The sequence below is a fragment of the Microcoleus sp. T2B6 genome (genome assembly GCF_036700475.1).
GTDB lineage: Bacteria > Cyanobacteriota > Cyanobacteriia > Cyanobacteriales > Microcoleaceae > Microcoleus.
This window is the reverse complement of the sequence record NZ_JAUBOZ010000035.1, coordinates 14033-40405: the sequence shown is the minus strand read 5'-3', so window position 1 is coordinate 40405 and position 26373 is coordinate 14033. Positions and strand designations below refer to the sequence as shown.

Sequence of the window (26373 nt, the reverse complement as noted above, 5' to 3'; positions counted from 1 at the left end):
CCAGCGCGAGGCTGAAATTCTTATAAAATAACAAAGAACAGCGGATTTAAGACAAATAACCACTACAACTAACATCTGACAACTAATACTCAACATTTAAAAAAGTTCATGAGTCCTCTGAAGAAAACCTACGTTCTGAAGCTGTACGTTGCGGGGAATACTCCCAACTCAGTGCGAGCTTTGAAAACCCTAAAGGACATCCTAGAACAAGAATTTCAAGGAGTCTACGCGCTGAAAGTCATAGATGTTCTCAAAAATCCTCAGCTAGCAGAAGAGGACAAAATATTGGCAACCCCGACGCTCGCCAAAATCCTGCCGCCGCCGGTGCGAAAAATTATTGGCGATTTGTCCGATCGCGAGAAAGTTCTGATAGGATTAGATTTGCTCTATGAAGAACTTCGCGAAGAAGACCTGAATTCATAAGATAATCAGGTGAGAGTCAGTCGATTTTAGATTTGAGACTTCGGTTTGACGTGAAACGTTCGGCGAGCGCGAGCGTCGAAGCGTCGAGTCGCGCGATCGTCGAACGATTTTAGATTTTAGATTTACTCAACAGATGAATCGGGGAGGTTGAACAAAAGTCTAAAATTTTTATCTTTCCACGACAGGAGTACGTGGGACGGTATCGGTTTTTGGGCGGGGTCATTAGTCAGCAGTCAGCAGTCATTAGTTATTGAGCAAGAGCCAAAACTAAAAGCTGGGTACAAAGACTCATGATCGGCGGTTAATGAGTGACAACTAAAGAATACTGAGAGTTGACAAAAATCGACATGAATGAAATTAGTCAAACGGTTCAACGAAAAGGATTGGTAACGCCAGGAGTTGAAAAAATTCGCACGATGATTGAGGGTTTCGATGACATCAGTCACGGCGGAATGCCACTCGGCAGAACAACCCTAGTCAGCGGCACGTCAGGAACGGGAAAAACTTTATTTGCCGTACAATTTCTCTATAACGGAATTACCCATTTTGACGAACCGGGAGTGTTCGTAACTTTTGAAGAATCTCCGACAGATATTATTAAAAATGCTTGCAGTTTCGGTTGGGATCTGGCACAGTTAATCGAGGAAGGCAAGCTATTTATTTTGGACGCTTCCCCCGATCCGGAAGGTCAAGATATCGTAGGAAATTTTGATTTATCAGCCTTAATTGAGCGAATTCAGTACGCCATTCGCAAATACAAAGCCAAGCGGGTTTCTATAGATTCGGTGACAGCCGTATTTCAGCAGTACGACGCTGCATCGGTGGTGCGCCGAGAAATTTTTCGCTTAGTTGCCCGCCTCAAACAAGTCGGAGCAACTACAGTTATGACTACGGAACGGGTGGAAGAATACGGCCCGGTGGCTCGGTTTGGGGTGGAAGAGTTTGTGTCGGATAATGTGGTGATTGTTCGCAACGTATTGGAAGGAGAACGCCGCCGCCGCACAATGGAAATTTTGAAGTTGCGCGGTACAACTCACATGAAGGGCGAATATCCTTTTACTATGACTAATGACGGAATTAATATTTTCCCATTGGGGGCGATGCGATTAACTCAAAAGTCTTCAAACGTGCGGGTTTCTTCGGGCGATAAAACTCTCGACGAGATGTGCGGTGGCGGTTTCTTCAAAGACTCAATTATTTTGGCTACGGGTGCAACGGGAACCGGCAAAACGCTATTGGTGAGCAAGTTCTTGCAGAATGCTTGTATGAACGGCAATCGGGCGCTGTTGTTTGCCTATGAAGAGTCGCGGGCTCAGTTGTTCCGCAATGCTTATTCTTGGGGCATTGATTTTGAGGCAATGGAAGAGAAAGGACTGCTGAAGCTGCTGTGCACTTACCCGGAATCGGCGGGTTTGGAAGACCACTTGCAGAGTATTAAATCAGAAATTGCTGAGTTCAAACCTTCTCGAATTGCTATAGACTCGCTGTCGGCGTTAGCTAGGGGTGTCAGCAATAATGCTTTCAGGCAATTTGTGATCGGAGTGACAGGTTTTGCGAAGCAGGAAGAAATAACCGGGTTTTTCACAAATACAAGCGACCAGTTTATGGGTGCTCATTCGATTACGGACTCCCATATTTCTACGATTACTGACACGATTATCATGTTGCAGTATGTAGAGATTCGAGGAGAAATGTCGCGGGCAATTAATGTGTTTAAGATGCGCGGTTCGTGGCACGACAAAGGAATTCGAGAATACACAATTACTGAAAGAGGGCCACAAATTAAAGATTCGTTCAGTGGTTACGAACGGATTATCAGCGGTTCTCCTAGTCGGATTACGATTAATGAGAAGAGTGAGCTATCGCGGATTCTCCAGGGTGTGCAAGGTCAAGACGATGAGGATATTTGAGAGTTAGCAGTGATTGGTCGTTAAAAGTAGGTTGGGTTGAGCTAGGAAACCCAACTTTTTTAATTTGAGGAGTTTGTGAAGTTTTATAGCAACCGCGACAATGTTTGGGAGGTTCTTAAGTGCTGAAATATGAGCTTTTATTGCCTTCTTCATCAGCGCCTTTTGCTGTAGCAATCCCACTAAATAGGTTGTGGTAAAAATCTAGGGGTAAGCTGTTGTGCCTCTAAATTGTATATTTCAATGACATCTCAAAAATCATCAAATCCTGTCCCAATCCGATTCTCGAACATACCAGAAAATCTTTCTGGCCTAGCAGCTTAGTCCCGCGTCGTGCCTATCCCTACTACTCCTAGATTAGCGGAACCACGGGCGATTGTTTTTACAAAAATATTAAGACTAATTTTATGATCAAAAATCATTACCTTGGCGATCGCAAATCTCTTGAATTGTGCTGGGAAAGCCAATACTTGCTGTAGGATCAACCTCAGCTCGATTGGCAAACAGGTAGCCTTGCTGGTGTTAAAGTTATAGTAGGAGGGCATTCTCCTGAACTAGGTTGGATTCATCGCCATCGATGTATTCCCCTCGCTGAAAAAACTGGATTGATTTGGCCCGAAGAGCAAATGGATTTTAGAGCAAGCTTGCTGGCAATATCAGCAGTGGCTAGCAGCAGGACTAATTCTTCCTGATATAGCGGTGAATCTGTCGGCACGTCAACTCACCCAACCGACTTTAATCGCTAAGAGCGATCGCATTGTTGATCGCACCGAAAAGAAACCGAAATATATCTAGCTATAGATTACGGGAACGGCAATGATGCTTAATGTTGACATTACCTACAATCTTTTGAGCCAATTATCGGAGCATGGTATGGGGATTTTTGTCGATGATTTTGGGACTCGCTATGCTGCTTTTAACAATCTGAAAAAGGTTCCCGTGAAGTCGCTCAAATTTACTCGCTTATTTGGGTGCGATTTAGCCAGCGATCGAGCGATCGCTCAATTGCCAAAGCCCTAGTTGCAATGGCACATCGCTTAAATCCGATCGCAATTGCCGAAGGAATTGAAACCCCAGCGCAATGGCAATAGTTACAAGCATCGGTTGTGAAATCGGGCAGCGTTATATGTTTAGCAAGCCTGTCAGTGCTGAGGTTGCCACTCAATTAATCCGACATCCTGAATTGTTGTCTACCACTCTTTGGGATAAGCAATCCTCCCTCATAAAAGCGCGCAAAAGTCTTATAATCAATTTAATGCTCGTGTTGCTCAAATGACTGAAAAAATTTTCTTACGGAATAATATAAAATTGTTTGGACAAGGCAGCCAGACCATGATGTTTGCTCATGGATTTGGGTGCGATCAAAATATGTGGCGTTTCGTAACACCGGCCTTCGAGAAGGACTACAAAATCATCCTATTTGATTATGTAGGTTCGGGACAGTCGGATATTAGTGCCTACACTCCTGAACGGTACAGCCACATCAATGGCTATGTTCAGGATGTCCTCGATATCTGTGAAGAATTGGCCTTGACTGATGTGATTTTTGTCGGCCATTCTGTCAGCAGTATGATCGGCCTTCTGTCCTCAATTCAAGCTCCTAATTACTTTAAGCGCCTGATTTTCGTAGGGCCTTCACCCTGCTACATGAATGATTTACCAAATTATTACGGAGGGTTTGAGCGCCAAGATATTGAGGATCTCCTCGATATCATGGAGAAAAATTACATTGGTTGGGCAAGCTTTATGGCGCCAATGGTGATGCAGAATCACGAGAGTCCTGAGTTAAGTGAGGAACTTGAGGCAAGTTTTTGTTCCACCGATCCGGTGGTTGCAAGTCGCTTTGCCCAGGTGACTTTTTACTCTGACAATCGCAGTGATTTACCGAAGGCCCCAGTACCTTCACTGATATTGCAATGTACTGATGACATGGTAGCTCCCACCGAGGTAGGGCATTATCTCCACCGCCACCTGCCTAAAAGTACGCTACGGCTGATGAAAGCTACGGGACATTGCCCGCACCTGAGTCATCCACAAGAGACGATCGACATGATTAAGGAGTATTTGAGTGTACCTCATACTACCTGAGTTGTATGGCAAACATGACCTATCAGATAGACGAGCTACTAAACACGTCACCCTGTGGATTCCTCTCGTTTGCTGACGATGGTACCATCCTAATGGTCAACGCCACATTAGTGCAATTACTCGGACACGAACCCGATGAACTGCGGGGACAGAAGATGGAATCCATTCTGCCGATCGCCAGCCGGATTTTCTATCAAACCCATTTCTTCCCCCTGTTGAAGCTCCACGGTAAAGTAGAGGAAATTTACTTCTCATTAAGGTCGAAGGAGGGTAGTGAGATACCCATGCTGATCAACGCTGTGCGTCGAGAGAAGGGAGGAAGCTTCATCAACGATTGCATCTTGATCTGTATCCGCCAGCGTATCCTGTACGAAGGTGAAATTATTAAAGCAAAAAAAGCAGCCGAGGCAGCTATTCTCGCCCAAAAGCAAGCGGAAATCGCCCTGCGGAAACAGTACGACAAGGCGATATTACTTCAAGAAATTACTCAACACATCCGTCAATCTCTTGATTTGTCTACAATTTTTGAGATTGCTTCCCAGGAGATTCGCGTGTTTCTTGATGCCGAGCGCGTCGGCATATTTAAGTTCTATCCTGACAGTAATTTTGGATATGGTGAGTTTGTTTCAGAATCCGTAGGCGAAGGATGTAAATTGGTAAGCAAAAATCAATTTAACGACCCGTGTGGTGGTGAACCATATCCTGATTCATATCAAGAATGGAGAATGCAGGTAGTTGAAAATATCAATAATATTGACCTTCAACACTGTTACCGCGCTCTTTGGAAACAATTTCCGGTTCGGGCTAATTTAGTTGCGCCGTTGCTCAATGGACAAGATTTGTGGGGGTTGTTATGTATTCATCAATGTTCTGCTCCTCGGCAATGGGAAGAATTTGAAATTGACCTTGTTAAACAGATTGCTAATCAGTTAGCGATCGCAATTAAACAAGCGGATATTTTTCAGAAGTTGCAGAAGGAATTGGTAGAAAGGCAGCAGGCTCAAGCGCGCATGAGAGAAATTAATCAACAACTGGCACTCTCTAACGAAGAACTAGCCCGCGCTACTCATCTCTTAGAACAAGTGGTAAATATTGATGGGTTGACTCAAATTGCTAATCGCCGCTGTTTTAATGACCGCTTAGAGCAGGAATGGCAGCGGCTATACCGGGAACAAAAACCTATTTCTCTTTTGTTGTTTGATGTGGATTATTTCAAACGCTATAATGATTGCTACGGTCATCAAATGGGGGATAGTTGTCTGTTCAAACTTGCTCAGACTGTGCAAGAAGTGGTCTACCGTCCGGCGGATTTAGTGGCGCGTTACGGCGGAGAAGAATTTGCCATCATTTTGCCTAATACAGATATTGAAGGAGCGAGTTCGGTGGCCCAACGGATTCACGCTGCTATTCAAGCTTTACATATTCCTCACAAAACCTCTGATGTGAGCGATGTAGTTACTATTAGTATGGGTATCGCCAACTTGATTCCGATTTCGGAACTATCATCGGCTGACTTGATTGCGATCGCCGATCGTTCACTCTACCGTGCCAAGCAACAGGGGCGCAATCAGTCCGCGACCTGCGACTACAGCGGCGATTCGATTTTTGACACTGACGCTTAAATCACATTGACACCGAGGACAAAAATTTGTCCCCGGTCTCTCAAAATCAGTCATAAAAAATACTCGGTAAGTGGGAAACGAGCGTGGCTTCAGCCCGCTCGTGGAAAACGACACGGCGATTTCAATCGCCTTGAATCCCCTTGCGGGGTTAGAGGGGTATGGTTGCCCCTCTATGGAGATATGGTTGTCTCCGAGTCCCTTTCGGGTAATGTTAGCTTCGCCAAGGTTATAAGAGCTTTTTAGACCTGCAACACTTTCGAGCGTGACTTTAAGACTGTTTAATTGCTTCGGACAGAGCGGAAAACTAGCTTCGCATTCGCCGGTGTCGTGACTCAAATAACGTAGTCAGTTAAGACTTAAGCTGGTCAGAATAGCTTGTAATTTCTTACAAGCTCAGTGGCTTTAGCCCTGAGTTCCTGACTCTATAAATTTAAATGAGCACGGAGCGATTGGAAAACTCCGCTCCGACCGTCGCAGAATTTCCAGAGCCAGCCGACCTGCTCAACCAGTTAAAAGCGCGACGCAAAAAGTCCGGCGCAAACTTGGCAGATATGGAGGTGGTTTTGGAGATACTTGGAACAGATGGGAGCGAAATTTGAGCGGAAAATAGGACTATCGGTAATACAATTAACCTGAAACCCTTACTCCGCAAAAGACATAGAAAGTGAGCACGGAGGGATTTGAACCCCCGACCCTCAGGACCGGAACCTGATGCTCTATCCACTGAGCTACGTGCCCTCGACTTTTTAGAGTATAACACGTCTTGCGGAAAATGGCGAGTGCCGATCGCAAATTTCCTGGCCGGCCTCCAAACCGCTTGACCCATGCGGATTAAACTCGCCCGTGCGATCGAATATCAGGCAGTTCTCGCAGCCAGAGACTGCAACTTTTACCTAAATGGTAACAATAATACGACAATGGGTAAAATAATAGCCATTAATCGAGCAAACATTAGGTTCACATTCGATCGGGGTCGATCGCCTGCCATAGCTAAAATAGCCCGCATCAATTTCCCCTAGCTAACCGGCAGTAAATAAATGGTGCTGCAGTTAAGACAGGTTGTGCAAATACGGCTCTAGACTAAGTTCACCAAACCCCTCAATCTTATGGTTTCTAAAATTTTAGACAAATTACCGCTGCGAACTGTTCTCATAGTTCCATTTATACTGCAAATAGTGGGAGGCGTGGGGCTCGTAGGATATCTGTCTTTTAGAAACGGGCAAAAAGCAGTTAATAACCTTGCCAGTCAGTTAATGAGCGAGGTGAGTTTGCGTGTCGAGCAAAACCTGCAAGTTTACCTGACTACTCCCCATCAAATCAATCAAACCAAGCTGGATGCTGTCAAGCTCGGCTTGTTAAAGATGGAAAACTTATCAGCTTGGGATAAATATCTTTGGCGCCAAGTACAATTATATCCCTATATCAATTTTACCTCCGTTGGCAACAAGCATGGAGATTATAGATGCGGTCAACAACTTTCTAACGGCTCCCGAATGATTAATGTGATAGACCCATCTACTGGGTTTAATTTTAATTCTTACAATACGAACGCTCTCGGCGATCGCACTACAATTACCACCCTTGCCAAAAACTATGATCATCGGCAACATCCTGCGTACCAAAAAGCCGTCAAAGTCGGCAAACCTACTTGGAGTTCGGTTTTTGTTTCCTTACTAGAACCGACATTACTTATCAGCGCTATCCAACCCGTATACACCTACAAAAATCAGCTAGAAGGAGTCTTATTTGCTGCTTTGCGTCTCGACCATCTTGGGAGATTTCTCAACAGTCTCAAAGTTGGCAAATCCGGTCAAACATTTATTATAGATCGCCAGGGTACTTTGTTAGCAACTTCCACAACAGAAAAACCGTTTCGCACTAAAGGTAATGAAAGACAATTGTTTAAAGTGGAAGAAAGCAGCAACCCTTTTACTCAAGCGACAGCTAAATATTTGACTGCCAAGTTTAAAAAATTAGACCAAATTAAAAAATCCGAGTTATTGAGCTTTGACATAGATGACAAGCGACAATTTTTAAAAGTCTTGCCGTTTCAAGACGGCAAAGGTTTAGACTGGCTGATTGTCGTAGTTGTTCCCGAAGCAGATTTCACCAAAGAAATCGATGCTAATACCCGCACAGCGATTTTGCTGTGTTTCGCAGCTTTAGGAGTAGCTGTGGCGATTGGCATTCTGACTTCTCAGTGGGTAACAAATCCTATTTTGAGCTTAAATATAGCAGCCAAAAATATTGCTAAAGGTGAATGGGACAAAACAGTAGAAAGCGAACGTTCTGACGAATTAGGGGAATTAGCGAAATCATTTAACAGCATGGCTCAACAACTGCAACAATCTTTTGAAACTTTAGAACAGCGAGTGCAAGAGCGGACGGCAGAATTGGCTGTAGCGAAAGACAAAGCGGAAGTAGCGAACCAAGCTAAAAGCACTTTTCTTGCTAATATGAGCCACGAATTGCGATCGCCTCTCAATGCAATTCTCGGCTTTTCCCAACTGATGACTCGCAGCCAAACTCTCTCCCCAGAAGATCAAGAAAATATTAGCATAATTAGCAGCAGCGGAGAACACCTGCTCACCCTGATTAATAACGTACTCGATTTATCTAAAATTGAATCGGGGCGCACCACCCTAAATTCCAAAAAATTAGACCTTTTCCGCCTGCTAAACGACTTGGAAGATATGTTTCAAATCAAAGCAGATGACAAGCACCTGCAGTTAGTTTTTGAGCGCAGTCTCGATGTGCCACAGTACGTAGAAACGGACGATTTAAAATTGCGACAAATCTTAATTAATCTGCTCAATAACTCTCTTAAATTTACCGATGAAGGCAGTGTAGCGGTAAGAGTTAGCAAGCAGTCACTAGGCAGAAATCAGCAGGCAGAAGGGGGATTTTTTTATCCATCTGAAGTATCAAATGATACTGAAATCTCCGCAATCAATGGTATCAAAATATCTCAATTCAGTCCGTCGAACAACCAGATCATTGCCACCCAAAATGACGATTCAGCTTCTACCTCTTCCTTCTTTCTTCATTTTGAAGTCGAGGATACTGGATCCGGTATTGCTACCAATGAATTAGACGATCTTTTTGAACCTTTCGTGCAAACCAAGACAGGCAAAGATTCGCAAGAAGGTACCGGCTTGGGATTGCCCATCAGTCGCAAATTTGTAGAATTAATGGGCGGCGAAATGAGCGTCTGTTCTGCTGTGGGTAAGGGAACTAATTTTAAGTTTGACATTCAAGTTATTGCGGTCGAGGCGACTGATATTGAAAGCCCAAAACCGAGCAGGAATGTTATTGCCCTGGTTCCCAACCAACAGACCTATCGAATTTTGATAGTAGACGATAAACCGCTCAACCGCCAACTGTTAATTAAAATCCTGTCTCCTCTGGGTTTTGAACTAAAAGAAGCTACTAACGGTCAAGAAGCTATTGAGATTTGCGATAGTTGGGAACCGCATCTCATTTGGATGGACATGAGAATGCCTGTGATGGACGGCTACGAAGCTACGCAATACATTAAAGGTACTATTAAAGGTCAAGCTACACCTATTATTGCGCTGACAGCGAGCGTTTTGGAGGAAGAACGGGCAGTTATTTTATCGGCGGGCTGCGATGCTTTTATGAGGAAGCCTTTCCGGGAAGCCGATATTTTTGATGCTATGCACAAACATATCGGAGTGCGCTATATTTATGAAGATGCGGATCAAACGGATTTATCGGCAATCAAAGAGGGCGATCGCGCTATGAGTGCGACTGATTTCGTAAACTTGCCTGATTCACTGGTAGCTGATTTAAAGCTAGCTATACTGAATGCAGATATGGAGTTAATTAATACCTTGATAGAGCAAATTCGATTAAAGGATGCAGTAACGGCAGGTGCGATCGCAACTTGTATAGAAAATTTTGAGTACGACAAAGTTTTAAATTTAATTTCGGAAGCAATATCACATGAATAACGACATTCCTAGCACCGATCGCGGTAATATTTTAGTAGTTGACGACACCCCAGCTAATTTGCGGCTGCTAGCCGGAATTTTGAATAGCAAGGGTTATAAAGTGCGCCCGGTACCTAGTGGCGACTTAGCCCTTTCGGCGGCAAAAGGTATGCCTCCAGATTTGATTTTGCTGGATATTATGATGCCCGAAATGAATGGATATGAAGTTTGCGAAAAGCTCAAAGCTGATGAACGAACTTGCGACATTCCGGTGATTTTTATTAGCGCGATTAATGACGTACTTGATAAGGTCAAAGCCTTTGCAGTGGGCGGGGTAGATTATATTACCAAGCCCTTTCAGGTGGAAGAGGTTCTAGTTAGGGTAGAAACCCATTTAGCAATGTGCCAGTTGCGAAAAAGACTCCAACAAAAAAATAATGAACTTACAGTTACTTTAGACCAACTGCAAGCTACTCAGAATCAATTAGTGCAATCAGAAAAAATGGCGGCATTAGGGCAACTAATTGCCGGCATTGCTCACGAAATTAATACGCCGCTGGGGGCAATTCGGTCGTCTATTGGAAATATTACCAGCTTTTTGGATAACAATCTCGAAAGTTTGCCAGTTTTTTTTAAAGAACTGTCAGCCGAACGCCAGCACGATTTCTTGCGCTTGATGTACAGTTCTAGTCAACAAAATTACTCTTTATCTACGCGAGAAAAACGGGTATTGAAAAAAGGCGTGAAGCAGGAACTAGAGTCGGAAGGCATTGACAATGCGGACAGCATTGCTAGCATTTTAATCAATATCGGATTGCAAGGAAATCTGCAAGAATTCTTGTCGTTGCTCAAAGATCCTGACAGCGAAAATATTATAAAAACAGCCTACGAGTTTGCTAGCATTCACAGAAGCGCCCGAACCATCGCTACCGCTACTGAACGCGCTGCAAAAGTCGTCTTTGCTCTAAAAAATTATGCGCGTTACGATGTAAATGGGGAAAAAATACAAGTGAATATTACGGACGGAATTGAAACTGTATTAACTCTTTATCAAAACCACATCAAGCAGGGTGTGGAAGTCATCAGAAACTATCAAGATCAATTGCCTGTGGTACTGTGTTATCCCGACGAACTCAATCAAGTTTGGACAAATTTAATTCACAATGCCTTACAAGCGATGGACAATCAAGGAACTTTAACAATTGACGCGGTACAACAAGATACCAGCGTGTTGGTCAAAATTATTGACAGCGGTAAGGGAATTCAACCAGAGATTATTCGGAAAATTTTTGAGCCGTTTTTTACTACCAAACCTGCGGGAGAAGGCAGCGGGTTGGGATTGGATATTGTGAAAAAAATAATTGAAAAACATCAGGGTAAAATTGATGTGGAGTCGAGGCCAGGTAAAACAGCATTTACCGTGTCTTTGCCGATTAATTTAACTGAGTAGGTAAAGCGCCGCAGAGCGAAGTCTGGGGCGAAAATTTGCAGTCTAGCCACGCAGAATGTAGAATTTGGAAAACGGTGTGCAGCCATGAGGGTTCACCCTGCCACACTAAATAAGGAAACTAGCGATGTCTAAATCAGCAATTTTGTGTGTGGACGATGAAGTAGGGGTGTTGGAAAGTCTGGAAATTGAACTGCAACAGGCATTTAACGGTAAATATCTTTGCGAATTTGCTGAAAGTGCTGCCGAAGCCCTGGAAATTATTGAAGAGCTATGTGAAGCTGATGTTAAGATTTTAGTAATTGTCTCTGATTGGTTGATGCCCGGAATGAAAGGAGATGAGTTGCTGATTAAAATTCATCAAAAATATCCGCAAATTGTGAAAGTAATGCTGACAGGACAAGCAGACAAAGAAGCAATCGAACGCACAAAAGCTCAAGCAAATCTTCATGCTTTCATAGAAAAACCTTGGCAAAATCAAGAATTAATTGAAGCAATTAAGTCTGGTCTAGCAAATTTATGAAAAAACCAGTCATTATTTGTGTCGATGATGAGCAGACTATACTTGATAGTCTGGAAATAGACCTGCTAAAAGCCTTTGAAGATAAATATTTAATTGAAACGGCCCAAAGTGGCGAAGAAGCTTTAGAGTTGCTGTCAGAACTTTTAGCAGAACAGTATGAAGTTCCTTTGGTGATTTCGGATCATATCATGCCTAGTATGAAAGGAGACGAACTATTAAGCAGAGTTCATGCTATCTCGCCTAACTGTCTCAAGATTATGCTGACGGGGCAGGCAGATTTGGAGGCGGTAGCCAATGCTATTAACTATGCTAAATTGTACCGATATATACCTAAACCTTGGCAATGTGATGACTTAAAATTAACTGTCACTGAGGCTATATATAGATATTTTCAAGATAAAAAATTAGCTGAAAAACAAAGAGAACTTCAGGAAATGAATGAGGAGTTGGTAAAATTAAACCGCAAGCAGGCGATGCTGATTGCCAAACTCCATGAAAACGAAAGTCGCTTGACGCAATATCTAGAAGCTATGCCATTGGGCGTATGTGTACTTGATGCAAACGGGCAATCTTTCTACGCTAACAAGAAAGCGCGGGATGTATTTGGCAAAGGCACTGTGCCGCATATTAATTCAGAGCAAAAAGCAGCAATTTATCAATTCTATAAAGCAGGGACTAATCAGAGATGCCCCGTGGAAGAATTGCCAATTATGCGGGCGCTTCGGGGCGAACATGTGCGGACTGAGGGTGTAGAAATTCGTACAGCTAATAAGATTATTCCTGTAGAGAGTTGGGCAACTCCAATTTATGATTCTACAGGCGACATTTCCTATGCGATTATTGCTTTTAGTGACATAAGTGAACGCAAGGAAGCTGAAGAGGCGCTAATTCAAGCTGAAGAGAAGTATCGCGGGATATTTGAAAATGCTCTAGAAGGTATTTTTCAGACGACGCCAGACGGACATTTTCTCAGTGCGAATCCTGCTCTGGCGGAAATTTACGGCTACGATTCTGCGTCAGAATTGATAGAAAGTATTAATGATATTCAGCAGCAATTGTACGTGGAACCGAACCGCCGTCAAGAGTTTCTGGCGCTGATGAAACAGCACGGTACTCTGTGTGAGTTTGAGTCTCAGGTTTACTGTCGAGATGGCAGCATTATCTGGATTTCTGAGTATGCGCGCACCGTTTATGATGCTAACGGTGAAGTGCTTTACTATCAGGGTTTTGCTAAGGATATTAGTTTGCAGAGACAGGTGGAAGTGGAACGAATCAGGTTTACTAATGATTTAGAAAAAGCTTTGGCGGCCCAAGAAAAGTTAAATGAGGCACTGTCAGAAAACGAAAGCCGATTGACTCAATTCCTGGAAGCGATGCCGGTGGGACTATTTGTTGTCGATGGTAATGGTAAACCTTTTTACATGAATTCTTGGGGCGAAAGGATACTAGCCGAAGGTTTAATTTTTGATGGGGCTACTGAGCAATTTCCTGAAGCTTATCATTTTTACGACGCTGGAACTAATCAATTGTATCCGAGGGATAGCCAACCGATTGTTCGGGCGTTGCGGGGAGAATTTGTGCGTATGGACGAGCTAGAAATTCGTGGGTCAGATCGGATTGTGCCGATCGAGGTTTGGGCGACTCCAATCTACGACGAACGGAAAAACATAGTTTACGCTATCGCCGCTTTTCAAGACATCACGGAACGTCTAGAGGTAGAAACCGAGCGCCGCCAATTCACAGACGAGTTGCAAAAAGCTTTAGCTGCAGAAGAAAAATTAACAGATGCTTACGGGCGGTTTGTACCGCACGAATTTCTCCACTTTCTGGGATATGAAAGTATTCTGGAAGTCAAATTAGGCGATCAGGTGCAGAAAGAAATGTCGGTGCTATTTTCAGATATCCGCGATTTCACTTCTCTTTCGGAAAGGATGAGTCCCGAAGAGAATTTTCAATTTATTAATGGTTATTTGTCGCGGATGGAACCGGCAATTACTGACAATTTTGGTTTTATTGATAAATACATTGGTGATGCGATTATGGCGCTGTTTAATGGCAGTGCGGACGATGCTGTGAAAGCTGGAATTGCAATGCTAGAAGAGCTTAACGAGTATAATATTATTCGTAATCAGGTCGATCGCCCGCCGCTGCAAATTGGCATAGGAATCAATACGGGTTCTTTGATGTTAGGCACGGTGGGCGGCCAAAGTCGCATGGACAGCACGGTGATTAGCGATGCGGTAAACTTAGCCTCCCGCGTGGAAAGTTTGACGAAAGAGTATGGAGTTTCGATGTTAATTACTCACAATACTTTTATACAGTTGAACGATATTTATGATTTGAGGTTGATCGATCGCGTAACAGTTAAAGGCAAATCGCGAATGGTAACACTTTATGAAGTATTTGCGGCCGATCCGCCAGAGTTACGACAGAAAAAGTTAGAGACCAAGACAATCTTTGAGCAAGCTTTGGTACTCTACAATAGTGACAACTGTGTCGAAGCTAAAAGATGGTTTTCGGCCTGCTTGGAAATCAACCCTCATGATAAGGTAGCTCAAATTTATATGGAGCGGTGTCTGAAAGGAGCGATCGCTCCTGCATAATACCATTTTATATCATGTCCGATCGATTGACCATAATATCCCGGCCAGGCGGGTTTTTGAGATTGTCAATTATTGGCAGATATTGTGGTGAACCCGCCCCTACCTGATGAATGGTAATCGACCGGACATGATATTAGAGTTTAGATTTGAGAATTGGCAATGATTTATTCCATAAGGGTTGGGAGTTTGCCTACAGTTGTATTCTTTTTTGAAACTGGAATAATCATTGTTTAGACAGGCAGGGAAACGCAAACTATGGTTTCTTGCTGTGGCAAACTTTCTATTTTAAATTCCCCTCCGTGCAATTCTACAAGGCGTTGAACAATAGCCAGGCCCAATCCCAAACCTGCTTGTTGGTAAAGTTTGCGATCGAACTGCCTGTAAGCTTCTAGCTGTGCAATCTGATCGGCAGTCAGGCCGCGGCCTTGGTCTTTGACAGACAGAATAAAAGTCTGATTTTCGACCAAACTGCTTAATAAAACAGGCGTTCCTTCTAAAGAAAATTTGAAGGCATTGTCCAATAGTTCTTCAACAATTTTTGCGAGTCTGACAGAATCAATAGCTACCGACGAATCTTGCAAGTTTAATTGTAAATCGTCTGTTCTATTCGCGTGTTTTGCTTGCTGCCGCGCTTTTTGACTCAGCAAAGATTTTACACAGCTAAATTCGCTGTTTCGCATCTCCTTGAGCCGTTCGGGATTTGTGGCTGCTATCTCCAGTTCTGCATACAGCAAAAAGTTCTGAATTAGCCGATACAAGCGATGACCCGAAGTTTGAATTTGACCGATCATCTCTAAGATATCTGATTCCTCTAAGACATGATATTCTGACAGAATTAGCTCAGAAAAACCCAGAATTGCATTCAAAGGAGTCCGCAATTCGTGGGGCAGCGACATACTAATATTAGTGCGTAATTCGTCTAGCGTCTTTTGAGATTGTCGGCTAATTGTTTTTTGTTTTTCCAGTCGAATAGCAATCGCTTTTAGCAGTTCTTGCGGCGTACAGGGCTTAGTAATGTAATCGTCAGCTCCCAGTTCCATGCCCGTGCGAACGTCAAGTTTATCGGCTTTGGCTGTGAGGAAAATAAACGGAATTGTGGCAGTCAAGGGTTCGGATCGCAAAGCTTTGATGACGCCGTGACCGTCTACTTCCGGCATCATCATGTCGCACAAAATTAAATCCGGGATTTTTTCGATCGCCAATTTGATGCCGACTTTGCCATTAATTGCTCCTATTCCTTCAAAATTTTCGGCTTCCAGCAACTCTAAAATATTCTCTCTAATCGCTTCTTCGTCTTCTATTACCAAAATCTTAGCCACGGTGATAGCTCCTTTTAGTTAGTAGTTTGTTGGAAAATTCTGGGTTCAGACACTTGATAAGTTTGTTGGTTAGGCGCTTAATTAATCGTTAAATCGCGGATATATATAGTTGATAATTCAGTTGTTATTGACTGGGAGGGCAAATTAGAGGCAAGGTAATAGTGAAAGTTGTGCCTTTTCCTTCTTGGCTGTCGATCGCAAGTTGGCCGCCGTGAAGTTCCACAGCTCTCTTCACAATTGCTAAACCGAGACCTGTTCCCGAAATAGTGCCGACATTTGGAGATCGGTAAAAAGTTTCTAATATCCGCTCTCGATCGGCATGGGGAATGCCGATGCCCTGGTCTTGAACTTGGAAAACAGCTTCTTTGTTTTGACAGTTGAGGTGCAAGGAAACTGTACTGCCGACAGGGGAATATTTGATGGCATTTGAGATGACATTTCCCAAGATTTGCTGCAGCAGTTTTTCATCCATTTGAGCCTCGCAGTTGCCGCCTTCATATTGAAAGGCGATCGGGTGTTGGTTGCTGTCGTTGAGTTGCTGCTCTTCTACCAGTTGACGGCAAAATTTTTCGAGGTTTAAGGAAACCGGTTGAAACTGCAAGGTATTGGCTTCGATTTTGCCAATTACGAGGATATCTTCTAATAACTCTGTCATGCGTTTAATTGCTAATTGAATCCGCACAAAATGAGTAGATTTTTTATCTTGGGACCACTGAGAACTGTAATCTTGCAGCAATCCAGCGGAAAATTGGATGGTTGTCAAAGGTGTGCGGAACTCGTGGGAAACCATTGTGACAAATTTAGCTCGCAGTTCTGAAAGTTCTTTTTCTCGTGCGAGGGCTTTGAGAATTTCCGCTTCTGCTCGTTTGCGATCGCTAATGTCACGGGCTTCCGCAATCAGCAGCAAAACTTGTCCTGTTTCATTTTTAACAGGTTTCAGTGAGAAATCAACAGTCATAATTTGGCCACTTTTGCCTAACAAGTCGATTTCGCTGCGGAAAAACTCGCCACGACTTGCTTTGCCGATCGCCGATTGCAATTGTTCGTAAACCTGTGGCGACTGGGCCCAAATCGCCATTTCCCAAATCGGGCGGCCCACAATACCCTCCGATCCCAATCCGGCAAAATCGAGGGCTGTCTCGTTCACTTCCAGCACAATTCCTTGGGGAGTCAGCAGCTTGGTTAGCTGAAACGAAGAGTCAAAAATCGCCCGAAAGCGGCGCTCGCTTTCCCGCAGCATTTGAAATGTTTGAGATCGTTCGATCGCGTACCGGATCGTCCGCACTAATAATTGAGTAGTAATTTGACCTTTAACAATGTAATCTTGAGCTCCCAAGCGAACTGATTCGAGGGCGATCGCCTCATCGTCCAAGCCTGTCATTACCACCATTGGCACATCAGGAGCCACTTCTCGCAGACGAGTTAGCGTTTCCAAACCGCGGCTGTCCGGCAAAGAAAGGTCGAGCAAAACTACATCAAAGGATTCTTTACACAGTTGGGCGATCGCCTCATGCAGGAACTCAACAGACACCAGTTCCCACTGGACGCCCACAGATACTTCTAACAGTTCTGCAAGCAAATCAGCATCAGCAGGATTGTCTTCTACTAACAGAATCTTAATCCACATAGCTTAGACGTTTTTGACTGTAAAATTTTTACTCTACCAATCTTAGGTTAAACTTTTTGGCTTTCCCTTACCATTTTCAACTTGAAAATTATTATTTGGGAACTGTCACCACCACCAGCCACCAATCCTCAATCCATCTCACCAGCTTAGCGACTTGACTAAAATCGATAGGCTTAGTGATGTAGCACCGGGCTGACAGGGCATAAAACTTGAGCATCTCTTCATCGGCTGCTGAGGTTGTCATAATTACCACCGGAATCATTTTTAACTTGAGTGCTGAGTAGATTTTTATCAATATTTCTCACCGTTTTTTGAGGCAAACTTAAGTTAAGCAGAATTAAATTAGGAGGAAAACGCGAACAGACAAGCCTTCTTTATTCAAGAATTATATTCCTGATACCATATCTTCTACTCTTATGCAAATTGTTAAAACTTGGCTGATCGCCAGCTTTTATAAAGTCCATTCAGCCTCGCTGAGTAAATCATCCACCAGCAGAATTTCCATAGGTTAAAAAATTTTAGAGCGCTCATAAGCAAAGCATTTGTTCGTTTAATTTAGAGGAAGTTTGACGACTGCCAGCCAGAAGTCCTCAATTAACCTGACTACCTTAGTAAATTCTACGAAGTCTACTGGCTTGGTTATGTAACAGTTGGCGTGGAGGGAGTAGGACTTAAAAATATCTTCGGGAGCTGCTGAAGTGCTGAGAATCACTACAGGAATTAATTTTAAGGCTGGGTCAGTTTTAATTTCTTCTAGCACTTCAATACCGCTTTTTTTGGGCAGATGCAAATCGAGCAAAATCAAATCGGGACGAGGTACCCTGAGATAGGGTTCTTTTCGGCGCAAAAACTTGATTGCTTCGACTCCATCCTCCACAAAATGCAAGTTATTCAATATTTTACCCTGACTGAGGACTTCTATTGCCAAATCGGCATCGCTGGGAGAATCCTCAATCAGCAGAATCTCTATAGGTCTAACAGTGCTTCGATCGCTCATAACCGGCGTATCCTTTAAAGTATAAAAACAAAATTGAATTTTGAGGCTTCAGGTACTAATTATAGGAATAGTGAAGTAAAACGTCGCTCCTTTTCCCTCTTGAGATTCCACCCAAATGCGCCCGCCGTGGCGTTCAACAATGCGCTTGCACATCGCCAAACCTATACCAGTACCGGAATATTGGCGGCGGGAGTGCAGGCGTTGAAAAATGATGAAAATGCGATCGGCATACTGCGGATCAATGCCAATGCCGTTATCGCGGACACTGAACACCCATTCACTCTCTTGCCTGCAGGCAGCGATATGAATCAACGGGATATCTTGGCGACAAAATTTGATGCTGTTGGCGAGCAAATTTTGGAATAATTGCACCAGTTGAAATTCATCCGCCATCACAGTTGGCATCGCGTCGCAGGTGATTACAGCTTTTGTTTCGGCGATCGCAATTTGCAAATTGCACATAGTTTGCTTAACCACAGCCTTGCAGTCCGCCTGCTCAAACTCCTGACCCCTCGTTCCCAGGCGCGAATACGCCAACAAATCGTTAATTAGCTGCTGCATTCTGGTGGCGCCATCGACAATATAATGAATATACTTATCTGCGCGATCGTCCAAATTTCCTTGATAGCGCTGGGCCAGCAATTGAGTGTAACTGGTAATGGCTCGGAGCGGTTCTTGCAAATCGTGGGAAGCCACATAAGCAAATTGTTCTAATTCCTCGTTGGAACGCTTCAAATCTTCTGTCAGTTGCAGCAGTTGCTGCTCTGCTTCTTTGCGGCTTGTAATGTTGTAAACCAAGGCGCAACAAGACAGCAGATTACCCTGGGAGTCCATGACTGAACTGGTAGACATATCAGTCCAAATATCTTTGCCGTCCTTGGTTTTGAATTTAAATTCGTGTTGTTCAGCAATACCTTGCTTGCGCCGATCGACATTATCAATAGCTTGTGGTTTTTCCGGTGCGTCCATGAAATCAAAAATCGACCGCCCGAACATTTCTACTTCACTATAGCCTAGCATTCGCGCCATTGCGTTGTTCACGTAAGTCGTGAGGCCATTTCTGTCAATTACCCAAATACCTTCTTTTGCTAATTCAACTATTTGCCTGTACTTGAATTCGCTTTCCTGCAAAGCAGTTTCAGTTAGTTTGCGCTCAGTGATATCTTTCATAAAACAGTGGTGGCCGTTAAATATCCCCTGTGCGTCGCAAGCTTTTACCATCGTTAATTGCTTATAAAAAAACGAGCTATTTTTTCGGACTCCTCTAGCTTCAACTTCTACTTTGCCAGAAATTAGCATTTCCTGATAAGCTGAGAGCATCATCTCAACATCGCCCGGATGTACGGTAAGCTGCCATTTCATGCCAAGCATTTGTTCCGGTTCGTAACCGCATTTATGAGCGTAAGCTCGGTTAACCTTCACGTAGCGCCCCTCAATATCCAGCCGCGAAATGCCTTCCACCGCATTTTGCATGGCATTGGTGAGGTCACGCAGCTCTTTTTCAGCTTGTTTGCGATCGCTAATATCCTGACCGATACCCAAAAAACCGTTAATATTTCCGTTACTATCAAATAAGGCAGTCACCGACAGCAGTACCGGAAACCGCGAACCATCTTTGCGAATGTAAGTCCATTCATTTTCGTCAGCGATTTTCCGGCGCGGCAAGGCAACAAAGGCTTCAATTCCCGGCTCTATTTTCACTCCCAATTCTTGAGAAAGAACTTCAGCTCTTTGAGCGACCTCCAGAGGATCGTGAATTATTTCTACCGTGACTTTCCCCACCACTTCTTCTAGCGAATAACCTAAAAGTTGCTCTGCCGCCCGATTAAATGTTTTAATTGTACCGTCGGGATCTGTAGAAATAATTGTGTAGTTAGCGCTATTAAGAATTGCATTTTGCAGTTGCGTCAATTCCAACAAAGTGAGCGCAATTTTTTCGCGGTAAGCTATTTCTTTTTGCAATTTGTGGTTAGAAATTTCGATTTGAGCCGTGCGCTCAGCAACTCGATGCTCCAGAGTTTCATTGAGCCGTCGATTTTCCTCTTCTACCTGCTTGCGTTCTGTAATATCAGTAATAGTACCAACATAACTTTTTATCTCCCCATTTTCTCCGATTTGACCGACAATTTGACCGAGTATCCAACTGATTTTAGTGTTATTAATGTCTAGAAAGCGGTACTCAGATTTAAACGGCAATTTCTGCTGCACGGCGCTATACCATTGAGAAAAAACCCGATCGCGGTCGTCTGGATGAATGCCTTGCAACCACCCTTTGCCCAAAGCTTCATCACAGGTAATTCCCGAAATTTGACACCAGCGCTCGTTGACATACAAGCAGTCTCCTCCAGCATCTGCATAAAATATTCCCACCGGCGAAGCTTCAGTTAAAGTTTGATAGCGAGCTTCCGTTTCTCGGCGTTCAATGATTTCTTTTTGCAGTATTGAATCGATCATCCCTAATTGAGTTGGACTCAGGAGAGTTAATGCTTGGGGAACGAAAGGAATTAATGCAAAAGCGGTGTAACCAGAAATCGCGGCGGTAATAATTTTCAGACTGCCAGAAACCCAATAAACAGGATGCCAAAGCGTCCAAACTTCCATTATATGAGTAGTGCCGCAGGAGATAATAAAGGCTGCAAACAGCCAAAAGATATTGCGGAAGGGCAAGTCTTTTCGCTGACCGATAAAATAATAAATTAACGAGAGGGGTATTGAATAGTAAGCCAGGGCAATTATAGAGTCTGACACTATGTGGAGCGCGACTAGCTCTCGCTGCCAAAGGTAACAGTAGCCTTGAGGAATATAATTGCCGGTGAATAACAACTGATTTAAAAAATTCCAAATCATAAACGGAATGGCAAATGGGGAAGGAGTAATTTAAGGCAATAACTTATAACTTATCTTAACTCTCTAAAATATACTGTTCTGGAGGCACGGGGGGCTAAAAACCCGGTTTCTTCATAAATGCCTCGTTGCCAAACCGAATATTGTTGTAGAAACGGGTTTTTCTTCGGTAAGTCTTAACTACCAGCCGGGAAGTCCCTCGGTATATTTAGAGGGGATTAATCTGAGCGCAGCGCGAAGTACCCCGAATAAATTACTCTTTGGGATGAAAGGCTCGTCGGGTGTAGGTACCCAAAGCGACAATTATTCTTTTATACCCCTTGATGCTCTGGAAATACTCTGATACTATATTAGCAAGTGGGGGTGGAACTACCTCACTATAAAAAGCCTTTGAAAAAAAGGAAAAAGAAGCCTCCGGTCTAACTGTACTCTGTTGACCGTCAGGTTTGTTCACTATAGCAATTCTCAATGATTCGCGAGCTGTAGCGAGCTCTAGGTTAGGTATAACTCATATGTTGCACCATTCTCAATCCTTTTATGGACAGGCAAGATGCCTGTTCCACAAGAGATGAATTTTCTTGTGGAACAGGCATCTTGCCTGTTCCTGACAATGGTGCAAGATGTGAGGTATGACCAAGTGAAACCCTAGATGCCGATTTGAGATTTTAGATTTTAGCTTTTCCTTTCTTCTTCCTTATCTTCTAAATAACTAAAGCCTTCTTCCATCAATCCGTTACATCTGTTACATCCGTCGAGCGAATCCGTTGCCGAACTTCCTTCTGCTATAAAAAATGGGGCGAGCTCCAAGCCCGCCCCACCAAAAATTATGCTGCTGCTATTAACCCAACAGCGCCTGAGCCTTAGCTACCACATTATCAACGGTGTAGCCAAACTTTTCTAAAGCAACGGGGCCCGGTGCAGAAGCGCCGAATGTGTCGATGCTGATGCTGTCGCCTTCGGAACCCAAATAACGTCCCCAGCCGAAGCTACAAGCTGCTTCAACTGCCAACCGTTTAGTAACAGCTTTCGGCAGTACAGATTCGCGGTAAGCGGCATCTTGTAAGTCGAACAATTCCCAGCAAGGCATCGAAACTACGCGCACTTTATTACCTGCGGCGCGCAATTTTTCAGCGGCATCAACGCAGAGGTAGGTTTCGCCGCCGGTGCCGATTAAAATGATGTCGGGAGTGCCGCCGTCGTCGGACAAAATGTAAGCGCCTTTGGCTGTTCCTTCGATCGAACTTCCAGCCAAGTTGGGCAGATTTTGGCGCGACAAAGCCATTAAAGTTGGGCGAGTGCGGCTTTCAACTGCCACTTTGTAAGCGCCGGATGTTTCGTTACCATCCGCAGGGCGCATTACCAACAAATCGGGAATTACTCGCAGAGAAGCGATGGTTTCCACGGGTTGGTGAGTGGGGCCGTCTTCGCCCAAGGCTACGGAGTCGTGAGTCATTACATAAATAACTCCAGCTTCCGATAGTGCAGAGAGGCGAATTGCTCCCCGCATATAGTCAGCAAATACCAAGAAAGTAGCGCAGTAAGGAATTAAACCGCCATGCAGAAGCATACCGTTGGCGATCGCACCCATGCCGTGTTCCCGCACACCAAAGCGCAGGTTACGTCCTTCGTATTGACCTTTTTGGAAGTCTTTTTCACCCTTAAGCAAAGTCATGTTAGAAGATGCCAAGTCAGCGGAACCGCCGATCAATTCAGGTAGCACACCTGCCAAAGCATTCAAACATTTTCCAGAATGATTCCGAGTCGAATCTGCCTTATCTTCCGGGTTGTATGTCGGCAAAACTTTATCCCAACCTTCAGGAAGTTTGCCGGCAACGCTGCGCTCATATTCTGCAGCTTCTGCAGGATATGCTGCTTTATAAGCATCAAAAGCTTTCTGCCATTCTTGCTCAGCTTGAGCACCGCGATCGACTGCTTTGCGGAAGTGTGACAAAGCATCTTCAGGAATCTCAAACGGTGCGTGTTCCCACTTCAAGAAATCGCGAGTTGCTTTCACTTCATCGGCACCCAAAGCAGCACCGTGAGCACTGTAGGAATTGCGCTTGTTGGGAGAACCGTAACCAATGACGGTGCGGACTTTAATCATGGACGGTTTGTCCGTGACTTTTTTGGCTTCTTCAATAGCTTTGTGAACTGCTTCTAGGTTAGTATCTTCGTCTAGAGCGGTATTGTCTACTGTAATAACGTGCCAGTTGTAAGCTTCAAAACGCTTGCCCACATCTTCAGTAAAGGCCAAGCTTGTGTCGCCTTCAATAGAAATGTGATTGTCATCGTACAAGGCAATTAATTTGCCGAGTCCGAGGTGTCCAGCCAAAGAACAAGCTTCGGCAGAAACGCCTTCCATGTGGCAGCCGTCACCCAAAATTACATAGGTGTAGTGGTCAACAATGGTGTGGTCGGGCTTGTTAAACTTAGCAGCGAGGTGAGCTTCTGCCATTGCCAAACCGACGCCATTAGCAATTCCTTGTCCCAGGGGGCCGGTGGTAACTTCTACGCCTTCGGTCATGAAGTTTTCGGGGTGTCCGGGGGTTCTGGATTCCCACTGGCGAAATTGCTTGATGTCGTCGAGGGTGACGCTATCGTAGCCGGTCAAGTACAGGAGGGCGTACTGTAGCATACAGCCGTGGCCGGCGGAGAGGACGAAGCGATCGCGATTAAACCACTTGGGGTTTTTGGGGTTGAACCGCATGAACCGATCCCACAGCACGAAGGCCATAGGGGCAGCGCCCATAGGCAGTCCCGGGTGTCCTGATTTTGCTTTTTCTACCGCATCGATGGCCAGAAAGCGGATAGAGTTGATGCAGAGTTCTTCGAGTGATTGGGTTGCAACAGCCATAATTCTGGTTTTTATATGTAAGAGAGAGTGTGTGTGGTCGATTCTGACAGAGGAGCGATGAGTCGAGTTCGATCGCTCGCGTTTCTGCTGTTCAGTTTCTGTGGAACTGCCGTGAGGCTGCACTACATATCATCTCACCTGTTGCGATCGACAGACAACTTAATTTTTTAATGTTTCGGCCGCTTTGTGCAGTCGATCGCAAATTGTTGTCTGCTGACTGTTGACTGTTGACTGTTGGGGAGAGGGAGTAGGAGGGATGGAGAGGATAGAAGACTTCCGTCAGGATTAAAACCTTACTGACCTTCCGCATCTGTCGATCGCCAGTGTGTCTAGATTATCTGACAAATTGGTCTATGTTGACCAGTTATGATAGAGTTTGGTGTTTCTGACATTTTGCAGCTCGATGGCGAACAGGCAAGATGCCTGTTCCACAAAGAGTGAATTTTCTTGTGGGGCGTTGCTTTGAGCAACGCCCGATCGCACGATCGCCAGAATAGTGCAAGATGTCAGATATTTGTAATTTTAATCAGGCAATAACTAATGACTCTCAGTGAAGCCGAAGTCCGCAGTCAAAAAGTAGACGAACTGCGATCGCAAGGCATAGAACCGTATCCCAGTGAATCCTACGCGCGATCGCACACAGCCAAGCAAGTTCGCGAAATATTTAGTCAGCCGGGAAAAGAACTCCAAAACGGAGAAATTGACCCCGAAGAAATTCCCCTGCGATTAGCCGGCCGCATCACTTCCAAGCGAGACAGCGGCAAAATTGGTTTCATCGATTTAAAAGACGCCACAGACAAAATTCAACTCAAAATCGAGAAAGCAATCGTCACCGGCGAAGTCGGTTTGAGCTTTGAACAAATTAAAAAATTGCTCGATGTCGGCGATTTTGTCGGCGTCGAAGGTATCGGCTGCCGCACCCCCAGGGGAGAACTTTCTATTTTAGTGAGGGAATTAAAGCTTTTATCAAAAGCTACCATTCAATTTCCCGATTCTTATTATGGAATTAACGACCCCGAAGTTTGCCGCCGTCACCGCGAAATGGATTTGGCAAGCAACCAAGATGCGCTCAACCGTTTTATGCTCCGCAGCCGCATCGTTCAAAGCATCCGTTCCTATCTCTGGCAAGCCAATTTTTACGAAATAGAAACCCCGACACTGCAAGCTATTTACGGCGGTGCTGCTGCTAAGCCATTCATCACTCACCACAATGCTTTAGAGGTAGATTTGTATTTGCGAGTCGCTCCCGAATTATTCTTGAAAAGGGCAATTTGCGGCGGTTTCGAGCGAGTATTTGAACTAGGGAAAGCATTTAGAAATGAGGGCATTGACAGCACCCACAATCCTGAGTTTACCTCTTTAGAAGTTTACCAAGCTTATGCTGATGTTTTCGACATTTTAGGAGTTGTCGAAGACGTGATATGTTTCGCAGCAGCGGCGGTATTTGGGGATGTCAAAGAAATTGAAAATCAGGGGGCAACGATTAGTTTAGAACGCAAGTTCGACTACAGCGAAAAATATCCCGGTTTCAGCGGCAAACACTGGCAAGTGAAAACGATGGTAGAAGCTGTCAGAGACGAGTTTGGGCTGGATTTTGACAGTTTGGACTTGGAAAGTGCGATATCCTCTGCAACCAAGCTAGAATTGCACCTGTCTAAGTTAGAACAACAGAGTTTAGGCTACGTGCTGTATGCAGTTTTTGACAAATTAGTTGTTCCTAAACTAATTCAACCTACATTCATCATCGACTATCCTGTCGAAGTCAGTCCCTTAGCAAAAGGACATCGCCGCAAGCCCGGATTTGTAGAACGTTTCGAGCTATTTATCAACGGTACAGAATACTCGAATGGATTCTCAGAATTGAACGATCCGAAAGAGCAAAGAAAGCGGTTTGAGGAACAGTTGGCGCAGAAAAATGCCGGCGATGACGAAGCGCATCCAATGGATGAAGACTTTATTCAAGCGCTATCTTTGGGAATGCCTAATTGTGCGGGAATGGGTATCGGCGTAGACAGATTGGTGATGCTTTTAACTAATACTCAAAGCATCCGAGATGCGGTGATGTTCCCGACAATGCGACCTGTTAAAGATTGATTCGTAATTTTTTGTAGGGGGGGTTTTACAAACAATATCTAACTCAAACAAACAGTCTCTATAAACCCGCCC

At 44.3% G+C, this 26373-nt stretch carries 19 protein-coding genes and 1 tRNA gene; 12 read left to right on the top strand and 8 right to left on the bottom strand.

Annotation, left to right across the window (positions count from 1 at the left end; genetic code table 11):
* Positions 1–108: 108 nt before the first annotated feature.
* The 6 genes from kaiB to QUA00_RS16975 all read left to right on the top strand — a co-directional run bounded on the left by kaiB (position 109) and on the right by QUA00_RS16975 (position 6639).
* Entirely contained in the window at positions 109–423 is a 315-nt protein-coding gene (gene kaiB, locus QUA00_RS17000; protein ID WP_006632119.1) for a circadian clock protein KaiB, read from the top strand.
* A 347-nt stretch (positions 424–770) separates the two neighbouring features.
* Positions 771–2333, top strand: coding sequence for a circadian clock protein KaiC (kaiC, locus tag QUA00_RS16995; protein WP_333410328.1), 1563 nt, complete (start codon positions 771–773; stop codon positions 2331–2333).
* A gap of 813 nt (positions 2334–3146) precedes the next feature.
* Positions 3147–3350: an EAL domain-containing protein gene (locus QUA00_RS16990; RefSeq protein WP_333410326.1), complete on the top strand. Its 204-nt coding sequence runs from the start codon at positions 3147–3149 to the stop codon at positions 3348–3350.
* A gap of 312 nt (positions 3351–3662) precedes the next feature.
* A complete protein-coding gene (locus QUA00_RS16985) occupies positions 3663–4418 on the top strand; it encodes an alpha/beta hydrolase (protein ID WP_333410325.1) in 756 nt (251 codons plus the stop codon).
* A gap of 5 nt (positions 4419–4423) precedes the next feature.
* Positions 4424–6040, top strand: coding sequence for a diguanylate cyclase domain-containing protein (locus QUA00_RS16980; protein WP_333300685.1), 1617 nt, complete (start codon positions 4424–4426; stop codon positions 6038–6040).
* 434 nt (positions 6041–6474) lie between these two features.
* Positions 6475–6639: a hypothetical protein gene (locus tag QUA00_RS16975; RefSeq protein WP_333103709.1), complete on the top strand. Its 165-nt coding sequence runs from the start codon at positions 6475–6477 to the stop codon at positions 6637–6639.
* 66 nt (positions 6640–6705) lie between these two features.
* Here the strand turns inward: QUA00_RS16975 and QUA00_RS16970 are convergent.
* Positions 6706–6778, bottom strand: a tRNA-Arg gene (locus tag QUA00_RS16970).
* 86 nt (positions 6779–6864) lie between these two features.
* Between QUA00_RS16970 and QUA00_RS16965 the strand changes: the two genes are divergently transcribed.
* The 5 genes from QUA00_RS16965 (at position 6865) to QUA00_RS16945 (ending at position 14566) form a co-directional block, all read left to right on the top strand.
* The gene (locus tag QUA00_RS16965) at positions 6865–7059 is read left to right on the top strand and encodes a hypothetical protein (protein ID WP_333306221.1); all 195 of its coding nucleotides are present in this window, start codon (positions 6865–6867) and stop codon (positions 7057–7059) included.
* A gap of 87 nt (positions 7060–7146) precedes the next feature.
* Entirely contained in the window at positions 7147–10014 is a 2868-nt protein-coding gene (locus QUA00_RS16960) for a response regulator (RefSeq protein WP_333410322.1), read from the top strand.
* Entirely contained in the window at positions 10007–11443 is a 1437-nt protein-coding gene (locus QUA00_RS16955; protein WP_333410321.1) for a response regulator, read from the top strand. Before QUA00_RS16960 ends, QUA00_RS16955 begins: the two co-directional genes overlap by 8 nt.
* A 124-nt stretch (positions 11444–11567) precedes the next feature.
* Positions 11568–11963, top strand: coding sequence for a response regulator (locus tag QUA00_RS16950; protein ID WP_333103705.1), 396 nt, complete (start codon positions 11568–11570; stop codon positions 11961–11963).
* Positions 11960–14566, top strand: a complete 2607-nt coding sequence (locus QUA00_RS16945) for a PAS domain S-box protein (protein ID WP_333410319.1) — start codon at positions 11960–11962, stop codon at positions 14564–14566. Before QUA00_RS16950 ends, QUA00_RS16945 begins: the two co-directional genes overlap by 4 nt.
* 230 nt (positions 14567–14796) lie before the next feature.
* Here the strand turns inward: QUA00_RS16945 and QUA00_RS16940 are convergent, their stop codons facing one another.
* From QUA00_RS16940 to QUA00_RS16910, 7 genes are all read right to left on the bottom strand, one after another.
* A complete protein-coding gene (locus QUA00_RS16940) occupies positions 14797–15885 on the bottom strand; it encodes a response regulator (protein ID WP_333410317.1) in 1089 nt (362 codons plus the stop codon).
* Positions 15886–16009: 124 nt separating this feature from the next.
* Positions 16010–17512, bottom strand: coding sequence for an ATP-binding protein (locus QUA00_RS16935; protein ID WP_333410316.1), 1503 nt, complete (start codon positions 17510–17512; stop codon positions 16010–16012).
* A gap of 91 nt (positions 17513–17603) precedes the next feature.
* Positions 17604–17807, bottom strand: a complete 204-nt coding sequence (locus QUA00_RS16930) for a hypothetical protein (RefSeq protein WP_333410314.1) — start codon at positions 17805–17807, stop codon at positions 17604–17606.
* Positions 17808–18062: 255 nt separating this feature from the next.
* On the bottom strand, positions 18063–18509 hold the full coding sequence (locus QUA00_RS16925; RefSeq protein WP_333306226.1) for a response regulator: 447 nt from the start codon (positions 18507–18509) through the stop codon (positions 18063–18065).
* A gap of 48 nt (positions 18510–18557) precedes the next feature.
* Complete coding sequence (locus tag QUA00_RS16920) at positions 18558–21356, bottom strand: PAS domain S-box protein (RefSeq protein ID WP_333410312.1); 2799 nt, start codon at positions 21354–21356, stop codon at positions 18558–18560.
* Between the two features lie 835 nt (positions 21357–22191).
* Positions 22192–24207, bottom strand: a complete 2016-nt coding sequence (gene tkt / locus QUA00_RS16915) for a transketolase (protein ID WP_333145603.1) — start codon at positions 24205–24207, stop codon at positions 22192–22194.
* A gap of 91 nt (positions 24208–24298) precedes the next feature.
* Positions 24299–24517: a hypothetical protein gene (locus tag QUA00_RS16910; RefSeq protein WP_333306232.1), complete on the bottom strand. Its 219-nt coding sequence runs from the start codon at positions 24515–24517 to the stop codon at positions 24299–24301.
* A gap of 230 nt (positions 24518–24747) precedes the next feature.
* Here QUA00_RS16910 and lysS point away from each other — a divergent pair, with 230 nt between their 5' ends.
* Complete coding sequence (lysS, locus tag QUA00_RS16905) at positions 24748–26301, top strand: lysine--tRNA ligase (RefSeq protein WP_333306234.1); 1554 nt, start codon at positions 24748–24750, stop codon at positions 26299–26301.
* Positions 26302–26373 lie beyond the last annotated feature (72 nt).

What these genes read in the sequence shown, in the direction of transcription:
- kaiB (WP_006632119.1), top strand. Translation starts at nt 109, where the DNA reads ATGAGTCCTCTGAAGAAAACCTACGTTCTGAAGCTGTACGTTGCGGGG.
- kaiC (WP_333410328.1), top strand. Translation starts at nt 771, where the DNA reads ATGAATGAAATTAGTCAAACGGTTCAACGAAAAGGATTGGTAACGCCA.
- QUA00_RS16990 (WP_333410326.1), top strand. Translation starts at nt 3,147, where the DNA reads ATGATGCTTAATGTTGACATTACCTACAATCTTTTGAGCCAATTATCG.
- QUA00_RS16985 (WP_333410325.1), top strand. Translation starts at nt 3,663, where the DNA reads ATGATGTTTGCTCATGGATTTGGGTGCGATCAAAATATGTGGCGTTTC.
- QUA00_RS16980 (WP_333300685.1), top strand. Translation starts at nt 4,424, where the DNA reads ATGGCAAACATGACCTATCAGATAGACGAGCTACTAAACACGTCACCC.
- QUA00_RS16975 (WP_333103709.1), top strand. Translation starts at nt 6,475, where the DNA reads ATGAGCACGGAGCGATTGGAAAACTCCGCTCCGACCGTCGCAGAATTT.
- QUA00_RS16965 (WP_333306221.1), top strand. Translation starts at nt 6,865, where the DNA reads ATGCGGATTAAACTCGCCCGTGCGATCGAATATCAGGCAGTTCTCGCA.
- QUA00_RS16960 (WP_333410322.1), top strand. Translation starts at nt 7,147, where the DNA reads ATGGTTTCTAAAATTTTAGACAAATTACCGCTGCGAACTGTTCTCATA.
- QUA00_RS16955 (WP_333410321.1), top strand. Translation starts at nt 10,007, where the DNA reads ATGAATAACGACATTCCTAGCACCGATCGCGGTAATATTTTAGTAGTT.
- QUA00_RS16950 (WP_333103705.1), top strand. Translation starts at nt 11,568, where the DNA reads ATGTCTAAATCAGCAATTTTGTGTGTGGACGATGAAGTAGGGGTGTTG.
- QUA00_RS16945 (WP_333410319.1), top strand. Translation starts at nt 11,960, where the DNA reads ATGAAAAAACCAGTCATTATTTGTGTCGATGATGAGCAGACTATACTT.
- QUA00_RS16935 (WP_333410316.1), bottom strand. Translation starts at nt 17,512, where the DNA reads ATGTGGATTAAGATTCTGTTAGTAGAAGACAATCCTGCTGATGCTGAT.
- QUA00_RS16925 (WP_333306226.1), bottom strand. Translation starts at nt 18,509, where the DNA reads ATGAGCGATCGAAGCACTGTTAGACCTATAGAGATTCTGCTGATTGAG.
- QUA00_RS16920 (WP_333410312.1), bottom strand. Translation starts at nt 21,356, where the DNA reads ATGATTTGGAATTTTTTAAATCAGTTGTTATTCACCGGCAATTATATT.
- tkt (WP_333145603.1), bottom strand. Translation starts at nt 24,207, where the DNA reads ATGGCTGTTGCAACCCAATCACTCGAAGAACTCTGCATCAACTCTATC.
- QUA00_RS16910 (WP_333306232.1), bottom strand. Translation starts at nt 24,517, where the DNA reads ATGCGGAAGGTCAGTAAGGTTTTAATCCTGACGGAAGTCTTCTATCCT.
- lysS (WP_333306234.1), top strand. Translation starts at nt 24,748, where the DNA reads ATGACTCTCAGTGAAGCCGAAGTCCGCAGTCAAAAAGTAGACGAACTG.